17 protein-coding genes and 1 pseudogene are annotated in these 16,577 nt (G+C 39.4%); 12 read left to right on the top strand and 6 right to left on the bottom strand.

Annotated features, from left to right (window positions below):
- The first annotated feature begins 40 nt into the window (after positions 1-40).
- The 3 genes and pseudogenes from ACXAC4_RS25890 (at position 41) to ACXAC4_RS25880 (ending at position 1,883) form a co-directional block, all read left to right on the top strand.
- Positions 41-643: a hypothetical protein gene (locus ACXAC4_RS25890; RefSeq protein ID WP_475167605.1), complete on the top strand. Its 603-nt coding sequence runs from the start codon at positions 41-43 to the stop codon at positions 641-643.
- Positions 644-1,179: 536 nt separating this feature from the next.
- Positions 1,180-1,431 (top strand): annotated as a pseudogene (locus ACXAC4_RS25885) (DUF6979 family protein).
- 110 nt (positions 1,432-1,541) lie between these two features.
- Positions 1,542-1,883, top strand: coding sequence for a DUF2147 domain-containing protein (locus ACXAC4_RS25880; protein WP_475167603.1), 342 nt, complete (start codon positions 1,542-1,544; stop codon positions 1,881-1,883).
- A 116-nt stretch (positions 1,884-1,999) separates the two neighbouring features.
- On the opposite strand, the gene ACXAC4_RS25875 is transcribed toward ACXAC4_RS25880, so the two are convergent.
- A complete protein-coding gene (locus ACXAC4_RS25875) occupies positions 2,000-2,950 on the bottom strand; it encodes a LysR family transcriptional regulator (protein ID WP_475167600.1) in 951 nt (316 codons plus the stop codon).
- 92 nt (positions 2,951-3,042) lie between these two features.
- Here ACXAC4_RS25875 and ACXAC4_RS25870 point away from each other — a divergent pair, with 92 nt between their 5' ends.
- From ACXAC4_RS25870 to ACXAC4_RS25855, 4 genes are all read left to right on the top strand, one after another.
- On the top strand, positions 3,043-3,495 hold the full coding sequence (locus tag ACXAC4_RS25870; RefSeq protein WP_475167597.1) for a DMT family transporter: 453 nt from the start codon (positions 3,043-3,045) through the stop codon (positions 3,493-3,495).
- A gap of 5 nt (positions 3,496-3,500) precedes the next feature.
- A complete protein-coding gene (locus tag ACXAC4_RS25865; protein WP_475167594.1) occupies positions 3,501-3,926 on the top strand; it encodes a DMT family transporter in 426 nt (141 codons plus the stop codon).
- A gap of 284 nt (positions 3,927-4,210) precedes the next feature.
- Positions 4,211-4,567 carry a hypothetical protein gene (locus tag ACXAC4_RS25860; RefSeq protein ID WP_475167590.1) on the top strand — a complete coding sequence of 119 codons (357 nt, stop codon included), beginning with the start codon at positions 4,211-4,213 and terminating at the stop codon, positions 4,565-4,567.
- Between the two features lie 246 nt (positions 4,568-4,813).
- On the top strand, positions 4,814-5,020 hold the full coding sequence (locus tag ACXAC4_RS25855) for a hypothetical protein (RefSeq protein WP_349287941.1): 207 nt from the start codon (positions 4,814-4,816) through the stop codon (positions 5,018-5,020).
- An 82-nt stretch (positions 5,021-5,102) separates the two neighbouring features.
- Here ACXAC4_RS25855 and ACXAC4_RS25850 read toward each other — a convergent pair whose 3' ends face one another.
- Positions 5,103-6,623, bottom strand: coding sequence for a carotenoid oxygenase family protein (locus tag ACXAC4_RS25850; protein WP_475167585.1), 1,521 nt, complete (start codon positions 6,621-6,623; stop codon positions 5,103-5,105).
- 11 nt (positions 6,624-6,634) lie between these two features.
- On the bottom strand, positions 6,635-7,054 hold the full coding sequence (locus ACXAC4_RS25845; protein WP_475167583.1) for a DUF2141 domain-containing protein: 420 nt from the start codon (positions 7,052-7,054) through the stop codon (positions 6,635-6,637).
- Between the two features lie 144 nt (positions 7,055-7,198).
- On the opposite strand from ACXAC4_RS25845, the gene ACXAC4_RS25840 reads away from it, so the two are divergent.
- The 3 genes from ACXAC4_RS25840 to ACXAC4_RS25830 all read left to right on the top strand — a co-directional run bounded on the left by ACXAC4_RS25840 (position 7,199) and on the right by ACXAC4_RS25830 (position 9,937).
- Positions 7,199-8,047 carry a LytTR family DNA-binding domain-containing protein gene (locus ACXAC4_RS25840; protein WP_475167580.1) on the top strand — a complete coding sequence of 283 codons (849 nt, stop codon included), beginning with the start codon at positions 7,199-7,201 and terminating at the stop codon, positions 8,045-8,047.
- A 215-nt stretch (positions 8,048-8,262) separates the two neighbouring features.
- A complete protein-coding gene (locus tag ACXAC4_RS25835) occupies positions 8,263-9,033 on the top strand; it encodes an alpha/beta hydrolase (protein WP_475167578.1) in 771 nt (256 codons plus the stop codon).
- Between the two features lie 40 nt (positions 9,034-9,073).
- Positions 9,074-9,937: a GNAT family N-acetyltransferase gene (locus ACXAC4_RS25830; RefSeq protein ID WP_475167576.1), complete on the top strand. Its 864-nt coding sequence runs from the start codon at positions 9,074-9,076 to the stop codon at positions 9,935-9,937.
- 112 nt (positions 9,938-10,049) lie between these two features.
- Here ACXAC4_RS25830 and ACXAC4_RS25825 read toward each other — a convergent pair whose 3' ends face one another.
- The gene (locus ACXAC4_RS25825) at positions 10,050-11,132 is read right to left on the bottom strand and encodes an acyltransferase family protein (RefSeq protein WP_475167574.1); all 1,083 of its coding nucleotides are present in this window, start codon (positions 11,130-11,132) and stop codon (positions 10,050-10,052) included.
- 217 nt (positions 11,133-11,349) lie between these two features.
- Here ACXAC4_RS25825 and ACXAC4_RS25820 point away from each other — a divergent pair, with 217 nt between their 5' ends.
- Together ACXAC4_RS25820 and ACXAC4_RS25815 are read left to right on the top strand one after the other, a co-directional pair.
- A complete protein-coding gene (locus ACXAC4_RS25820; protein WP_475167572.1) occupies positions 11,350-11,793 on the top strand; it encodes a DUF3291 domain-containing protein in 444 nt (147 codons plus the stop codon).
- Between the two features lie 15 nt (positions 11,794-11,808).
- Positions 11,809-12,441 (top strand): glutathione S-transferase N-terminal domain-containing protein, encoded by a 633-nt coding sequence (locus tag ACXAC4_RS25815; protein WP_475167569.1) that lies wholly within the window; start codon positions 11,809-11,811, stop codon positions 12,439-12,441.
- On the opposite strand, the gene ACXAC4_RS25810 is transcribed toward ACXAC4_RS25815, so the two are convergent.
- Entirely contained in the window at positions 12,426-13,955 is a 1,530-nt protein-coding gene (locus tag ACXAC4_RS25810) for a tetratricopeptide repeat-containing sulfotransferase family protein (protein ID WP_475167566.1), read from the bottom strand. The genes ACXAC4_RS25815 and ACXAC4_RS25810 overlap by 16 nt on opposite strands.
- A complete protein-coding gene (locus tag ACXAC4_RS25805) occupies positions 13,956-16,400 on the bottom strand; it encodes a TonB-dependent receptor (protein WP_475167754.1) in 2,445 nt (814 codons plus the stop codon).
- Positions 16,401-16,577: the final 177 nt, after the last annotated feature.

The raw sequence follows: 16,577 nt of genomic DNA, 5'->3' as shown, positions 1-16,577 counted from the left end.
ACTATTTTTAGTGGGTAACACCAGATTTAAAGGAAAGCTTGTGGCTCAATTAGACTTTTATGGCAATAGCTCTGACATACTCGACGTGATCGACTTTATGTTTGAACTTGCACCTATGAGGTTATTTGAGGCTTATTCTCGTATTGATCATGAAATTAGAGAATTTAAATCGAGTAAAGATATTCTTGAGTGCTCTCACATTGGAGACAATCACGGAGGGATCTTTGTTCGTGGTTGGTGGGAACCAGTTACTTCAAACACTTTTGTTAAAACCTATAATTTAAACCCCAATATCAGTAAATATCGACAGTCGCTTGAGGGAGTTGGCTCCTTTCAATTAATTCAGGGGCGACCTCACGATTTGGCTGAGAACGCATTAAATATAAGTAGCTTTACTCATTGGAATGAAAAAGGAGCATATCAACGTTCTGATTTCTCAGACAAAGATGTAGCTGAGGTTAATTGGACCGAATTTAGAAGCATTTCGGGTAAACTTCATCGGCATATTCGTAATAAAATGTACCAAGCTAAACTTTTTAAACGGCCGATACTCAAAGGAGCATACTCTTATTTAGAGTGTGGAGGTAAATTATTCGGGCAACCAGGTGTGTATTCCATGGGGGCAGAGGAAATTGAATCATAACAATTTAATTAAACAATGAACGCAAAACAGTAGGCTTGCGCTCATTCTTCGCTTAGTTTAGTCTGCCATTTTCCGCCGTTTATTAGGGCGTTACTAATGGAATTCATCCAGTAAGAAGATATGGTGAATCTTAAAAAGCATAAATCAGGTTTTCTGGCTGGCTTCATGTCAAGTACAGCACTTCTAGTTAGCGACTTACTTCTTTTTGGTAACTTGCAGTTAAATCAGTTATCAATAATTTTTTTAAGTTTAGTCAGTCTAATTTGTCTGTTAGGCTTTTTTTTTCAATAAAATCAAACGTTAAAAAGATATCGTAAATAATAAGGTTGTAAAACAAGGACACAAATCAGCAGGCTTACGCTCATTCTTTGCTTAGTTTAGCCTGCTATTTTGCGCTGTTACACGACAATTTAAGTAATGAGTAAATATTCAGATATAGCAACATTAGCAGTAGAGCTATTGCAAATGGGTAAAGTTACCTGCTCAAAGTAAGCTTGGAAAGAAAGCGCCAAAAAGTTTTATCCTAATAGTAAAGGATCAAGAGAAAAGGGTGTCCAAAATCAGCGTTTCTCGGACTTTGTGAAGAGAGTAAGGTTCAATGGTGTAATGCAGACTCTTATAAAAGGTCATAAGATAATAAAAGTTATGCGCTACAAGCATTAAATTTAATTAAAGAAAACCCTCACCTTAACGAAACTGAACTATGGAATAGTATTTCAAGGAAAAAATACAATCAGCAAATGCATGTCGTTTTGGCACTTTATCGAAAAGGGTACCTTGTTCTTTAAAGCTTAGTCGTGTAACAAGGTCGTAACGCGGACAAAAAAGTTTGCTTTGTTCGTACCTCACAAATTTTAGCCAACTATTTTTAGTGGGTAACACTAATGCAAAGGTAACTATGCGTTCAATTAAATATCTAATCTTAGTTTTTTTCACTTTGTCTTTTAGCAGTTTCGCTCAAGATACACATTGTGAAATATCAGGGACTTGGAAGCATGCTGAAAAAAATGCTTGGCTCGAGGTCAATTTAACTTCACAGACTGTAAACGTTAAATCTCATTTGGATAACCCTCAAGCTAACGGACTTAATATTATCAAAAACCTAAAACCCAACTGGTCAGGTCAAATGTATAATGCTAGTACTGGTGGTTATGTTAATGTAAGCCTAGACTTCAATAGCTGTAAGCAGCTTAGAGTAACTTATGATGGTGTAAACATTCTTACATTAAATCGCGAGTAATTGCACATAACACATGTAGTTGCATTACGGCGTAACTTCTTATTGCGATCTCATCGCTGCCTAAATCGGTCGATAACACTTACCGTTTAGGGCCACTAGACATTCATCGGTTAACCTTAGCTTGGTCCTACGCAATGGGATTGAGCTTTACGAGATTTATTGTTATTGAGTTCCCAATACACTGAGCCAAGCTTCTTCTTGATAAAATCAATAAAGACTTTAACTTTCTCTGGTGTATATCGTCTTTCTGGATATACAGCATAAATGCTGTGGTTTGGTAATTGATAGTTAGTTAATACTTGGACTAACTGGCCTGTGTTGAGATATTTCTGCACAATAAATGTAGGCATTTGACAGATCCCAAGTCCTTGTAAGAGCATCTCACATATGGCATCGCTATTATTTACAATGAAATTTCCACTAGGTTCTACCTTGAGCTTTTTATCAGCTTGCAAAAATGTCCACTCAACACCAGCTTGGAACAAGCTGTAATAAATACAATTGTGATTTTTTAGGTCTTGGGGAGATTCAGGGGTACCAGCTCGTTGCAAATATTCAGGGGCCGCACAAACAACACTGTTACATTGAGCAAGCTTTCGGGCAATCAAACTTGAGTCTTTTAATTCTCCGATCCTAATTCCGACATCGCATGCACCTTCGACCATATCAACCACTTTATCATCCATATTAAGAATCACTTTAATATCGGGGTACAGATCTAGAAACTCTTTTAAGTGGGGGGCTAGGTGTAATCTTGAAAATGTCATCGGGGCATTAATCTTCAGGGTCCCTTTTGGGTTGGCCTGATTGAGAGTCGCTGCGGTAATGCCTTGTTGTGCTATATATACGGCATTTCGTGCGTAATCTGAAAAAGCTTCACCTGACTCAGTTAATGTCAATTTACGAGTACTGCGGTGGAATAGCCTTGTTCCAAGGTTATCTTCTAAACTTGATATACGTTTGCTCACCGCCGACTTAGTCATACCTAGGCGCTCTGAAGCTAATGAGAATGAGCCCGACTCTACAACGGCTACAAAGATAGGGATTGCGGAAAAAATTTCTTTCATTGGTGAGTTTAACTCAACTTAGTTGTGATAACTCATCTATTATGCCCTGTTTTGTTGTTAATTATAATGTTCTCATTGGAAGAGGTAAGCTTATGTTAAGACAAAGTGGTTTAGTTTTACTCGCAATTTTTAGTGGACTATTACTTGCGTTAATGATCAGTGTTAATGCCAAATTAGCAGGTACTTCATCTGCTTTTCAAGCATCTTGGGTAGCTCATGGAATTGGAGGCATTACTGCGTTGTTACTGTATTTTGTATTCAAACAAAGTGACAATCTTGCAAATCGGCCTAATGTTAAGAAACGGTATTGGTTGGGTGGTGTTCCTGGTTCTTTGACTGTCGTTTTTGCATCAATGACAGTACAAAGTGATATCGGGTTAGCTGGTACTTTAGCGTTAGCACTCATTGGGCAATTCTTGCTTTCATTAACCCTTGAACATTTTGGTTTGTTAAACCAACCCAAAATTAAGGTCACCTTGGCTAATCTCATGCCCACGCTATTAGTCTTAATAGGTTCAATTCTGATAATTTACGGTAAGGTTTAGTTGCCATGGGGTTTATATTTTTAGGTATTCTTAATGGGTTTTGTATCACACTTAGTCGCGTTTTGAATGGTAGTTTAAGTGTACGTGAGGGCGCATTTCATGCTTCTTTGGTGAATCATGTTGTCGGTTTTGTTTTACTGTCCTTGTTATTTGTCTTTGTATCTGAGCCTATCAATGCGCTTCCTCAAGATCTAACTTTATACGCTGGAGGAGTGATAGGTGCGCTTTACGTCGCTGTGAATAGTTTTATTATGATTAGGCTAGGTTCAACAAATACAATAGTTTTGGTCGTTGCTGGCCAAATGTTATTTGCTCTGCTCACTGAGGTTTATCATTTCGGATTTGAACAAGTTGGAAGCCAATCTCTTGGAGCCATTTTAATTGTAGCAGGAGTATTCCTTAAAGGACGATTAGGCTTTCAAAACAAGTAAGCTTTCAAAATAGGTAAGTTCAACCTTTATAAGGCGTTATTCGTCATTTTAACTCACAGTGCTAAACGTCGTATTTTCTACCGCCTTTTCTTCAAATCAGCTTTTAGGTACAGTGATACAATGATTATTTAGGTTGTCTTAGCGTTTCTTTTATCAACTTAAGCTTTACGCGGTAGCATTATTTACCAGCCACACGCTTATTTGTGTTCTAAAACTGTTACATTATTTTTGTCAAACAAAAGACGGAAACTTAGTTACTTAAATTCAGAGGTTTATACCCTGCAATGAGATTCTTATATGCAATTTCGGTCACCTGTTTTGCTTTTTTACTTGGCTGCTCTCCAAGCTGGAGCGAAGCACCATATGAAGTGTACATTATCGATGACGCTAAAAGCTTAGGCTATTCCCTTGGTAATGGCGGTTATATTGGTCGTATTGAAGAGCCGGTGAATGTAGCCTCTAACGAAGTATTTATATCAGTTTACGCTTGCCCAAAGAGTGTGTGTGGCTTTTATTACATAGATAAAAGAAACGATCATAAATACGCTGAAGCAGAAGAGGTTGTATTTGGTCCTTTTTCTGAAGAGCAGTTTATGACTTTGCAAGTAAAACTTGGACTTCCTTATGTAAAGTTTGAATAAACTGATTTTAAAAGTCATAAAGCTTAGATTGGTAAACTCTTGTTTTCAAACAGTGAGTGAATTAGGCAAGTAACGTCTAGTGAAGAGAAAATTACTTTCATATTATTCATTATATTTATGAGCACCCATGTTAGTCGGAGTCTTCAACTCTAAGAAAGAGCTTATATATTTTCTATGTATTAGCCCTTCATAAATATCAGGTTTCAGAGTATAAATCTGTTTGTGACGTCAAATAAGGAGTTGAATATGACAGCGACGAAGAAGTTTTCATTTGATAGAGGGTTCATTGCAGGTACGCTTTGGGGCGCAAGTGCCGTTTTCTTTATTTTCTCTGGCTATTTATTGAGTGAGTTTAACGGTGATAATTTTAGTGCTTTCAGCTTTTTAATTACTCTAATTATGGGGATTGCACTTTCAGTGGGGTCATTCAAAACATTTAAAAATTTAAGCTAATTTTAAAATCTTTTATCTATTTTCAAGCAGCTGGCGATACGTATAAAACAAAAGCCAGCTGCTTTATATTACTCGCTTTTTTCTATGCAGCGACAAAGTTACCGTGAAAACCAAGTGGGATGACGCTAGGCAACCAAGCTCTACAAATAGGGCCATCACTCACTCTATTAGCTTTAAAAATATTTACACATGTGCGATTTGAAGGTAAATGCAGTGCAGTCCCAACTAAATAGCCGTTGCCTTCTTTTTGTGTATTATCAACAATTACATGTTCTTCTACCAAGAAATCAGTGCCATATACAAAGGTATCTTGTTTACCCGTATTCGTGTTGATAGCGCGTACCGCGTCGCTCCATACATCACTTTTCACTGAAGAAAGGGTAACGAGTAGCTCATTTTTTAGGCCTGTAAAATGATCGTAGACGCGAGGGAACTCACTGATCCCTTCAATTTCATTCTGAGTAATGTGACCATCTTTGTATAAGGTAAAAAATGTTGTTTTTGCAGGCTCTGGGTGACCTATCTTACCTTGCATAATGTCGCTCATGTAATGCAAGCTATCTAGGTTTGGGTATAGACTGGCATCGAAACGAATTGTGCCTTGCTGATCTTCCCATGCATTTCCGAAATGAAAGGCGAAGCCAGGTTCTAATTGATACTCTCTTTGTAATGTTAAAGATTGCTTATCAATAACTAGTACCCGCATTGGGATCCTTTTATCAAATCCAATGGCACCAAACAACATGTCTTTGCTTTTGTCTTTTACAAGCGAAGGTAAAATAATAAGTAAGTGTTTGTGTGTTATTAAAAAGTCATGCAGCATGTGGCCGCGGTAGCCTGTTTTAAGTATCTTAACGTTTTGTGTGATGCCACGGTTATTAATGTGATACAGCACAATGTCGCCGGTTGCTGTACTACCAAAATTCCAAATAGTGCCATCAGGGTCTACTTTTGGGTGTGCAGAAAAAGGTAGACCTTTTAAGCTATTACCATATTTGGTGTTTTGCCCTAGGTCGACCAGTCCTTTGGTCTCAAGAGTATCAGCTTCAATTGCGGTGGCGGAGCCTTCTTCCCATAAAGCCCATAGCTCACCATTTACCGGTAAAATATTGGTGTTGGCCGTGTTAACTGAATCTGGCCCGGTCACAGATAGACTGTCAGTGAGCTTGCTATCAGGGCCAGAAAATAAAAATTTATCGGCTTTTTGTTCTTGTACAAATCTATTCGTGTTCACAAATTTGGCTTGATGACGCACACCTTGATCTGTAAATGAAAATTGCTGGATCATGCCGTCACCTTCAAAAAGATGAAGATAACGCTGATCTTGTCTTTGGTGTATCGCAGGGCCATTTCTATAAAATGTGCCTCTAAAATCTGCAGGCAATTTACCTTCTAGCATGAGCGTTTGTGGGGCAACGTTTTGCTTTAAACCCACTAAGCCTTTTAGATTGGGGTCGGTTTTAAGTGCTTTATTAAAAAGTACTGCATTTTGCTTAAGCGGATCAGCTTCTAGATGACCTAAGTTTGCGAAAGATGGTAACGGTGTTATAGCCGTTGCCATTGATAAACCGAACATATTTTTAAGTGCTTGCCTGCGTTCCATGATTTTTCTCCTTAGTAATTAACCGTTGAGTTATTTTTAACCGTTTGTTGTGCCACTTTAAAAGCAGCCTGTTGGTAACTCGGTGGGCCGAAGTTCACTTTGGCGTTGTTTGAAAAACCAAACCCTTCAACAGGTAAGCCAAAAAGGTTTGTGTCCATTGCGCCGTTATTGTTTTCATCATGAAAGTAACGGATGGCATAATCACCAGGTTCAATGTCACTAAATGAAACCGTTATTGAACCTTTTCTGGCTTTTACGATAGTCGCGTTATAAGCAATGTTGTTGTTAAAGTCTTCTTCTCCTTTGAATAGTTGTACATATACCTTTCCTTCACCATGCTTAATATTTTGAATATCGAATTTCACAGTTTGTGCTGATACAGGTACACTTAATAAAGATAATGTCAGTGCTGAAAGCTTTAATATAGTCATTGTTATTCCTAATTTATCATGTGTTTGGTTGTTGCCTGTTTGGCTGTTGGAATAACAATAAAGTTAGCGGAGTAGGTGCTCAAGCAAGCTTTCGTAAGCTGTGCAGAGAAGTTCGTAAAATAACAAAAATAACAGGGTGCTCAATTGGCGAATCGCGAAATTAACCAACAAAATCAGTATTTAAGAGAGTTTTTTAGCGTGAAAGAGACACTGTCAGATTGTTATGTAGTGGCTTTCTTTGTGCTTTTTTTAACGTTTTTAAAGCCTTTTGGGATGCATAACCTAAATTTTTTATATGCAGGCGCATTTTGGGCTGTGATCTGTTTTGTTGGTTATGCGGTTTATTCACCCATCATTCAAGTTTTATCGATTTGGCTATTTAAAACTTTACCACCTTCTTTAAATAAGACAGCAATTAGGCTGATCATATCTACCTTTGTCGCTAGTTTAATCATGGCATTATTGGCGCCACTGATTATTAATTTGTTTTTTAATAGCTTCGAAAACTATTGGCAGTCTATACCTATGTCTTTTTTAAGCTGTTTATTTATTGGTGGTGTGATCGCAGGTGTTAGTGCAGTAAAAAGTATTGTATTAAAACAAAATAAACAGATAAAACATAATGTTGAAGCACTTGCTGATAAAGCTAAGAAAGTGGAAGAAATAAAAAGTCAGACAATGAGCGAGCTAATTAACGAACTGCCAATTGAAAAGAGAGGGCGACTACTTTATTTACAAATGGATGACCACTATTTGAATGTGTTAACCGAAAAAGGCGCGCATATGATATTGATGCGGTTCAAGGATGCACTAGCAAAAGTTGAGCATTATGATGTTTTTCAAACACATCGTTCATGGTGGGTCGCCAAAGATGCGGTCGTAGAAACTAAAAAAGAGGGCCGAAAATTAATTTTGGTGATGGAAAATGGCACTGAGGTGCCCGTATCTCAAACTTATTTAGCTGAGACTAAAGCGTCTTTAGGTCTTAAATAGAGGGCAGATAGAGGCATTGAAATAGGGTGAAAGAGTTTGCGGTAAATATCTTTCTCTAGGCGCCGTTCTCGACTCCACTTTGGCGGGAGCTTTTAGATTTCAACTTTCTGCAAGTAAGGCGATTTTGAAATTTAATTATTAAAAACATGATATTACATATATTATGTACTGAAATAGCTAAGTAATGAGTATAAGAATAAGGATTAATTAAATTCATGAAGTATTTGATGAGAGGGTTTTTACTGTTGTGGGCGGGTATAAACTTTACAGTGCAAGCTGATGTAATTTTTGATAAATCTCGCGATCGTTACATCCCCATTGAAATTTCACATCCAGTTCAAACTGGCGCATGTAAAGCTCAGTCACCTTGCTCAGTTGCTTTTATAAGTGCGGGATATGGCGTATCACATCTAAATTATCAATTCATTGGCAATTTATTAAAACAAAGAGGCTATATGGTTGTGGCAATTGGCCATGAGTTACCAAACGATCCGCCTTTGTCTGTGTCAGGTAATTTATATGAAACGCGTAGTGAAAATTGGTCTCGAGGTGCAGTCACCCTTGATTTTATTCGCAATAATTTGAAGCCGCGTTTTAAAAACTATGACTTCAATAATCTAACTTTAGTCGGACATTCGAACGGTGGTGATATCTCAGCTTGGCTTGCAAATGAAGGCAAAGACTATATTCAAGATATTATTACCCTAGATCATCGACGCGTGCCTCTGCCTAGAAGAGACGATGTCAAAGTGTTATCTATTAGAGCCAGTGACTTTCCTGCGGATAAGGGGGTTTTACCTACAGTCAGCGAGCAGAAAAAGTTTGCCAGTTGTGTGGTGACAATACCGAAATCACGCCACAATGATATGGAAGATGCAGGGCCAGAATGGCTCAAAACCAAAATAAACGCTTTGATCGCGGGATTCTTAGAAGAAAATAGTTGTACTCAGCTTGCGAGCTCAGCCCGTCATACAGAAAACTTGTAAGTAATGAAGCGTAATTAACGCATAATGCGAAGGAAGAATAATGTCAGAGCAAAAATTCTCGATAAAAGTTGCAAGCTTTGATGATGTAAAACTTGCCACAAAATGGGCTGAAGACGAAGGTTGGAACCCAGGGCTAAATGATGCGCAGCTGTATTATCAAGTAGATACAAGTGGCTTTTACATGGGTTATTTAGGCGATGAACCGATAGCGAGTATTTCAGTGGTGAAATACAATGATGACTTTGGCTTTCTAGGGTTTTATATCGTCAAACCTGAATATCGCGGTCAAGGCTATGGTTATCAACTTTGGCAACAAGCGCTCACACATTTAGATGGTTGTAATGTCGGTTTGGATGGCGTAGTTGATCAACAAGATAACTATAAAAAGTCAGGGTTTAAGTTGGCTCATCGTAATATTCGCTTTGTTCGAAAAGGTGGTGTTATTGAAAGTATAGAACAAGCTGATGCAGAAAATATTAAGCCGCTATCATCACTCGTGTTTAACGATGTTGAAACATATTGCGCTGCGTTTTTTCCTGCAGACAGAAATGCGTTTTTAGAGGGTTGGATCACACAAGACAATAGCTCAGCCATAGGTTACGTTGAAAATGGTAATCTACAAGGTATGGGTGTTATCCGCCAGTGTGCGTCGGGGTATAAAATAGGCCCACTATTCGCTGATTCGGCTGAAATTGCTCGCGCGCTTTATCTGATGTTAAGCGGTCATGTATCAGAAAACGACGACATATTCTTAGATGTGCCCCAAGTCAACGATGAAGGGGTTAAATTGGCTGAGCAGTTTGCAATGACTCAATGTTTTGAAACCGCCAGAATGTATACACAAACAGAGCCTGATATTCAGTTGCAGAGAACTTTTGGTATCACTTCATTTGAGGTTGGTTAGAGAAAGGTTTTGCAATCAGTAGGCGCTCAGATAGTGGACTTTCTGATTGCATTTGTTTTCCAAAATAGCTTTTATCGAGTAGAAGTTCTTATTCAACGTCTACTCCTAAATTTTATAACCATTTCTTTTTCAAATAAGCCTGTGCAGGGATCTCAACCAGCTTATACATAAAGTGCGCAACAATCAGTGTGACGATCACATAAATGAATATGGGTATAAACAAGAACAAGCCATCACCGCTTGGCAGTAGTTTTGGTAATGCGCTATTGAACACCATAAACACCACGCCATGGCATAAATAGATAGAATAAGAGATCTCGCCTAAATACTTCATGTTAGCTGAGGCTAAAAAACGACTGACGCCATGCTCGGAATTTGTCAGCGCATAAATTAATACGCCAAAGGTGAGTATCATGACCCAGTCCCAACGACTATGTGCGTTAATTATGCTCATATAGACGATGATCAGCGCTGATATTACCGCAAACAGCCAAAATGGGGCTTTAAAATTTAGACGGTAAAGCTGAAATATAAGCATGCCAAAAATAAACTCTGACAAAACACGCATCGATACCCACTCCCAGCCTGCAATATAGCTATTCATATCTGTTATTATCCACCCGATAGAGGTGGTGATGGTAAAAATCGCGGCAATTAAGGCAAAGCATAATAATGCTGAAAGTTGTTTTCTAAGCAGCAAAGCGGCCAAAAGTGGGAAGGCCAAATAGGCTAAAAACTCTGAGCTGACAGACCAAGAAGGGGCGTTCCATCCTAAGGAATCATGAAAGCCAAAACCATTGGTTAAACTCACACTGTAAAGCAGCTTTTCAAGTGAGAAAGCATTCACAGGAGAGTCGTAACCAAACGCCCATTTTGCACCAAAATAGATGGGCACGAGCGATAATGTGGTCAGTAGGTGCACAGGATAAATACGCGCAATGCGTTTTACCATAAATTGCTTCATGGTGTTGCCTGTGATTTGAGTTGCAAAGTCTTTATGGTGAACATACGCAATCACAAAGCCGCTCAAAATGAAGAACAGGTCAACACCAAGCCAGCCTTTTTCAGCGATGTGTTCGACTAGAACGGGGAGTTTACCTTGCAAAGGGTACTGACTAACCAAGTGGTGTAATAACACCCACAAAGCAGCAATGCCACGAATGCCGGTGAGCGCGTCAATCCTGTTTTTAGTCATAACTTCCCCTTACATTGCCGATTTCATTAGAGTATAGGCAAGAATCTTTGTTCTAGTTCGTTTGAATTGGGGATTTATTATTGTTTATTTTTAAACAACTTACTGTTTAAACATTGAACTAAACAATTTTGACCTTATCTATAAAGGTGAGAAGTAAGTTGTTGAGTTGGTTTGTTTGCGATGCAACTTAGCCTTTTAATTTTTCATGGAGAGAGTCATGCATTTAGCACAATTGAATATAGCCCGAGCAAAATACCCTTTAGATGCCCCAGAAATTAAAGACTTTGTTGATAATCTCGATGTGGTAAATGCCACCGCGGAGCAAAGCGAAGGTTTCGTATGGCGTTTGAAAGATGAATCAGGTGATGCGACGAGCATTCAAGCGTTTGATGATCCGAGTTTGTTAATCAATATGTCAGTATGGACAAGTCCAGACTCCCTTAAAGATTTTATGTTTCGTACCCATCACCGTGATTTTATGCGACGTAAAGGTGAATGGTTCGAAAAGCTAAATGAAGACTCTTATGTATTATGGTGGATTGAAGAGGGACACATTCCCACTGCTGAAGAAGCAAAAGCGCGTTTACAATATTTAAGAGAGCATGGTGACTCGCCTTATGCTTTTACCTTTAAAGCCAATTTCACGCCTGATGATTTATAAATAAAAAGTACTAAAATGAACAAATTAATTTGGGTATACGATTCACCTTTCTCAAGAAGCATAAAGTGGTTGCTGTTAAAACAAGGAATTGAACACGAGGATTATGTTTTAACCTGGCAGCAAATGGCTGATGATGAGCTGCTAGCTACAAATCCTAAGCGACAAGTGCCGACCTTATTAACAAATAATGAAGTGAAGTATGATTCTTTGCTAATTGCGTTAGATTATTTACCGACAAATTGGCATCACTCAATAGATGCAAAGTTGTTCCGGCTTGCTGACTCTGATGTAGAAGCGGCGATTATCTTTTTGTTTAGAGCCAATCTACTGAAAGACAAATTTGGTGATTCTGATCAAAGTAAATCGATGTATGAGGCGGGAGTAAACACTTACAAATCTGCAGTCGACTTTTTGCTAGACCATGTTTTGAAAAATACACACAGTGTAAAGTGCGAATTTGGTGGTGTGTTACTGCTCTCTACGATGCTAGCTTCGATTTCTATGGCCAAAACTGATTTACAAAACTACCGTTCGAGTGAACTCAAGCCATTTATTAACGCCATAGAACAAGATAATGTCTATCTCAACATGGTTACTCAGTACCAAGGGCAGTCAGGTAACTTAGTGCCTTTTCAGTTTGCAGGATAAATACCTTTAAACTTATTGATAGAGCGTGTGTTTAGAGGTTGTCTTATTTGCAGCTTGCTGGCGGTTGCCGAGAAATAATTATGTTGATGAAATTCAAGGGGATCACCCTCGGCTTCGATATTTAGAAAATTGAATAAATCAGCAAGCTGAGAGTGTGGCTCACTCACTAAGTTTTCATAATCGACACGCATAAAACTTTCGCTAAATGTTTGCTGCCAATGGGTACCTAGCTTAAGAAAGTCGTCGAAACAGGCGTTGATATGTTGCCAATCAAAGCTGTAATGATGAAATGGACTGTTTACTTGGTAGGCTTGTCTAAAGTTACCGACGCAGGTATCGAATTTATTACGCACTAGCCAAATGATTTTCGCATTGGGAAACAGTTTCAAAATCACATCGATAAAGTAGAGGTTAAACGGTTGTTTGTCTATGCCTCTTATATTGTTTTGTAGCATGTCTGTTTGCTGGTTATTTTCGTTAAGTAGCTGACTATATTGTTTAAATAATAGTTCTGCGGTATCCGAAAGGGTTAACTCAGTTTGCTTGTAAAACCCGGCTTTGATGTTTAGTAATTGCGGTAAGAAACTCAATTCTCCAAGTGCTTTGAGTCGTGGTTGCGTTGCTAAAAGTTGCTCTAACAAGCTGGTACCAGAGCGGGGCATGCCAACAATAAAAATAGGGGCAATGGCTTGGTTGCCTGTTTGGGGCGTATTTGTTATGAACGCATCAAGCTTTTCACTAATCGTGCTTTGAATGCGATTTAAACAAAACTGCTGGTGGGCGTTTGCGTTAAACTGAACGCTTTGCGCTGCAGTTTCTTTACTTAATTCAAAGCTATGCCATGCCGCTTTGTAGTCTTTCTGTGCTTCTAGATATAAGGCTTTGCCATAATTGAGGTACTGGCTTTTTGGCTTCTTTTCGAGAGCCTTTTCTAAAGAAATGGGAATAGTATTCGATTTGTCAGCTTTGAGCTCTGCAAGTGATAAATGCGCTAGCTCATTTAAAGGTTGCTGCTTTATTAGAGACTCAAATAACCTTTCAGCATCTTGTATTTTGCCTGCCATTTTTAAGCATATCGCGTAATTTAAACTAATGTTTGTGTTCAATTCATCCATTGAATGAGCTTGCTCGAATAAACTGAGTGCGCGATATGGTTGGTTTAGGCGAAGCCATAAATTCGCGGCCAAATCTAGCTCGATTGCAGAAGCTGAAAGTGGGTGTGCGGTATCTAAGGTTAAGCCTTTGAGTGTATTCTCGCATTGTTGGTAGTCGCCCGCCAACAATGCCGTTTTCGCAAGCTGAAGTGAAATTGGTAATGACGGGGCTAAACTCAGCGCCTTGCTAATAATTTTAAGCGCTTTGCTTTTATCGCCAGCGAGTAAATTGAGTTCAGCCAGAAAGCTCCAAGCCTGGGGGTTGTGTGGCTCTTGCTGTAACCAAGACACCAATAAAGGGTGCGCTTTAGTGAGCGCGCCCTTTGTAAGGTATTGTTTTACTTGACTGGCTAGGGTCATTTATAGCTCAAACTGGTAGTCGAATTTAAGACCTATAGTACGAGGTGTAGTGACATAGTGCCCGTACACACGTTGTAGCTCAGGCAGTGCCTTTGAAAGCTCTGGATATTTGCCTTCACCCGCCCAAGACTTATCACGACGCACCGACGTTTGCGCGTATTTATCAAATAAGTTGTTCATATAAAGGGTCGTAGACCAAGCTTCACCGGCAAGTCTAAAGCTTAAATTACTCATAGCGTAACCAGCTAGGGTTTCACCGTCTGCTTTTAAACCTACTTTGGTGATCACATCACTTTGTGCCGTTAACCCATAGTTGATTGTTAGCAGTTTATCTTCCAATATGTCGGTGTTGTAGGTTACGCCAAATGACAACTGATGTTTAGGCGCACCCGGTAATCGGTCGCCTTTTTCACCACTATAATAAGGTTGGTATTTGGCGATTTCTTCGCTGCTATAGTCGTCTTCAGAGAAAACCGCAAACAGTGCTGGCGCGTCTTGGATTAACTCTGCATCGGCATAAGAATAGGTTAAATACGTGCTTAAGTTATCGGTTAATATTGCTCGAGTCGCAAATTCAATACCTTTACTCTGAGCTTCACCGGCATTTGACGTAATAATGGCTTTACCGTTAACCGTGGTTGCTTGAATTTGTGCATCATTCCACAGCACATTAAAGGCTGCGATGTTCAAATGTAGCTTGTTCTTAAACCAAGTCGACTTTAAGCCTAACTCATAGTTGGTAGTGGTATCTGGCTTATAATCCACTTCGTGTGGCAACGCACAGATTATCTGTTGATCAGGTAATACGTCAGGGCATGACATTACGCCATTTCCGCCGCCTAATCTAAAGCCTTCGCTGATAGTGAAGTAGGTCATGATGTTGTTGTCCCACTTATAATCAACATTAAACTTAAATAACGACCCATTGTCGCTGGCTTCAACCAGTTCCATTGGTACTTGATTGATGTTGCTAATATCACCTGAATATAGCGGTGTAACAGCACCAGACAGCGACTTTACTTCATATTCATAAAAGCGCGCACCGACAGTGGCGTTTAGCTTATCGCTAAACGCATAGCCAACTTCGCCAAAAATAGCTTGCTCTTTGTTGTCGTATTCGCCCAGCGCCAAATACTCTAAATCTTTTTCGATATTTGTGATATCGCCACCCCAGAAATCGCTAAGGCCCGGCGTGTATTCACGGTCGTCTGAGCTGCCTTCGGTTTTGTTGTAATAGACACCGGCGATCCAGTTTAACGCAGTGTCGGTTTTCGATACTAAACGAATTTCTTGTGTGAGGTTTTTTACTTCACTGGTATCGTCAGTTAACGCCGTAAAACTAGGGAAGTCAGCGTAACCCGGCCAAATATCATAAAGCAGATCGGTTTGGTCACGTTGACCCACTTGTTCGTAATCGGTTAAACCCGTAGCAGAAACAAGTTCTGCAAAATCTAAATCTACTTTTAATTCAAGGCTGAGTAGCTCATCTTCTTGGGTATTTGGCTCTAATACACGGTATGCCGACTCGTACTTACCAACTTTGTCAGCAAGCGGATTGCTGCTCGCCAAACTTTGATATTGGCTAATGCTGTTCGCGCCGTTTTTTTGTTTTTGATAAAAGTAGTTTAGCGTCGCTTCAAACACATCAGATGGCTTATAACGAAGAGAAACGCGAGCTGTGGTAATGCTTTCATCGTTGGCATCTTTATGTTGGTTGATGTTTTCTGCGACTTCTTCAGAGTTGTTCCAGTCAATATCGGGCTTGCTAACACCCGGTGTTTTAACAACATAGTTGTAATCGATATAGCCTGGGTTAGTGTAATGATTAAAGCTCGTTCTCAGTGCCAATGTATCTTCAATCAATGGCAAGTTTAAAACCGCACCAAACTCGCTACCTTGGCCGTCGCTTTCAGATAGGGCAAACACGTCGCCGCTCACTTGTACCTCAGTGTAATCAAGTTCAGGTGCTTTTAGCATATAGCGAATAGCACCGCCTAATGTGCCCGCACCATAAAGCGTACCTTGTGGGCCAATCAGCACCTCTACACGTTCGATGTCGGTTAGACGTAGATTAACACTCAATGGGATTTCACCTAAATAAGTGGCAACCGTACCAGAATCAGAGGCGCGTTCAGATGAATTTGTATTCAAACCACGAACAATGATGGGAGAGCTTTCACGGCCGCCCTGATCGGTAATTGTTAAACCCGGCACCCAGCGAGATACAGATTCAAGGTCAGTGATATTTTGTTGCTTCATTACATCATTGTCGACCGCTGTAATATTTAGTGGTGCTTCTTGCACAGTGCCTTTTCGTCGTGTTGCCGTTACCTGAATAGTCTCAATCTGTTTAGAAAGTTGCGCTTTTAACTCAGTATTAGGCTGAGTTTGCGCGTGTGAAAATGTGCTTGGTAAAACCGCAGTAGAGACTGCAAGGGCAATCATTGAAGGACGAAAAAGCGAGAACACGTAAAACCTCATAGTTAATTTGAACGTCATTTTGAGAACGGGGATTCTACTCATGTTTATTCAAAAATAAAGAATTAATATTCACTTGTTGTGGTTTTTTATTAAGTTTTCTTTTTCTTGTTGCTTTATTTTCTAATTATTATTTAACTATTT

Source organism: Pseudoalteromonas sp. AWM4_233 (assembly GCF_056158285.1).
This window is presented reverse-complemented; position numbering and strand designations above follow the sequence as displayed.

Excerpts from the sequence above, each read along its gene's own strand:
- ACXAC4_RS25830 (WP_475167576.1), top strand. The coding sequence starts at position 9,074 with ATGTCAGAGCAAAAATTCTCGATAAAAGTTGCAAGCTTTGATGATGTA.
- ACXAC4_RS25835 (WP_475167578.1), top strand. The coding sequence starts at position 8,263 with ATGAAGTATTTGATGAGAGGGTTTTTACTGTTGTGGGCGGGTATAAAC.
- ACXAC4_RS25855 (WP_349287941.1), top strand. The coding sequence starts at position 4,814 with ATGACAGCGACGAAGAAGTTTTCATTTGATAGAGGGTTCATTGCAGGT.
- ACXAC4_RS25865 (WP_475167594.1), top strand. The coding sequence starts at position 3,501 with ATGGGGTTTATATTTTTAGGTATTCTTAATGGGTTTTGTATCACACTT.
- ACXAC4_RS25805 (WP_475167754.1), bottom strand. The coding sequence starts at position 16,400 with ATGATTGCCCTTGCAGTCTCTACTGCGGTTTTACCAAGCACATTTTCA.
- ACXAC4_RS25850 (WP_475167585.1), bottom strand. The coding sequence starts at position 6,623 with ATGGAACGCAGGCAAGCACTTAAAAATATGTTCGGTTTATCAATGGCA.
- ACXAC4_RS25875 (WP_475167600.1), bottom strand. The coding sequence starts at position 2,950 with ATGAAAGAAATTTTTTCCGCAATCCCTATCTTTGTAGCCGTTGTAGAG.
- ACXAC4_RS25860 (WP_475167590.1), top strand. The coding sequence starts at position 4,211 with ATGAGATTCTTATATGCAATTTCGGTCACCTGTTTTGCTTTTTTACTT.
- ACXAC4_RS25810 (WP_475167566.1), bottom strand. The coding sequence starts at position 13,955 with ATGACCCTAGCCAGTCAAGTAAAACAATACCTTACAAAGGGCGCGCTC.
- ACXAC4_RS25825 (WP_475167574.1), bottom strand. The coding sequence starts at position 11,132 with ATGACTAAAAACAGGATTGACGCGCTCACCGGCATTCGTGGCATTGCT.
- ACXAC4_RS25820 (WP_475167572.1), top strand. The coding sequence starts at position 11,350 with ATGCATTTAGCACAATTGAATATAGCCCGAGCAAAATACCCTTTAGAT.
- ACXAC4_RS25845 (WP_475167583.1), bottom strand. The coding sequence starts at position 7,054 with ATGACTATATTAAAGCTTTCAGCACTGACATTATCTTTATTAAGTGTA.
- ACXAC4_RS25815 (WP_475167569.1), top strand. The coding sequence starts at position 11,809 with ATGAACAAATTAATTTGGGTATACGATTCACCTTTCTCAAGAAGCATA.
- ACXAC4_RS25880 (WP_475167603.1), top strand. The coding sequence starts at position 1,542 with ATGCGTTCAATTAAATATCTAATCTTAGTTTTTTTCACTTTGTCTTTT.
- ACXAC4_RS25870 (WP_475167597.1), top strand. The coding sequence starts at position 3,043 with ATGTTAAGACAAAGTGGTTTAGTTTTACTCGCAATTTTTAGTGGACTA.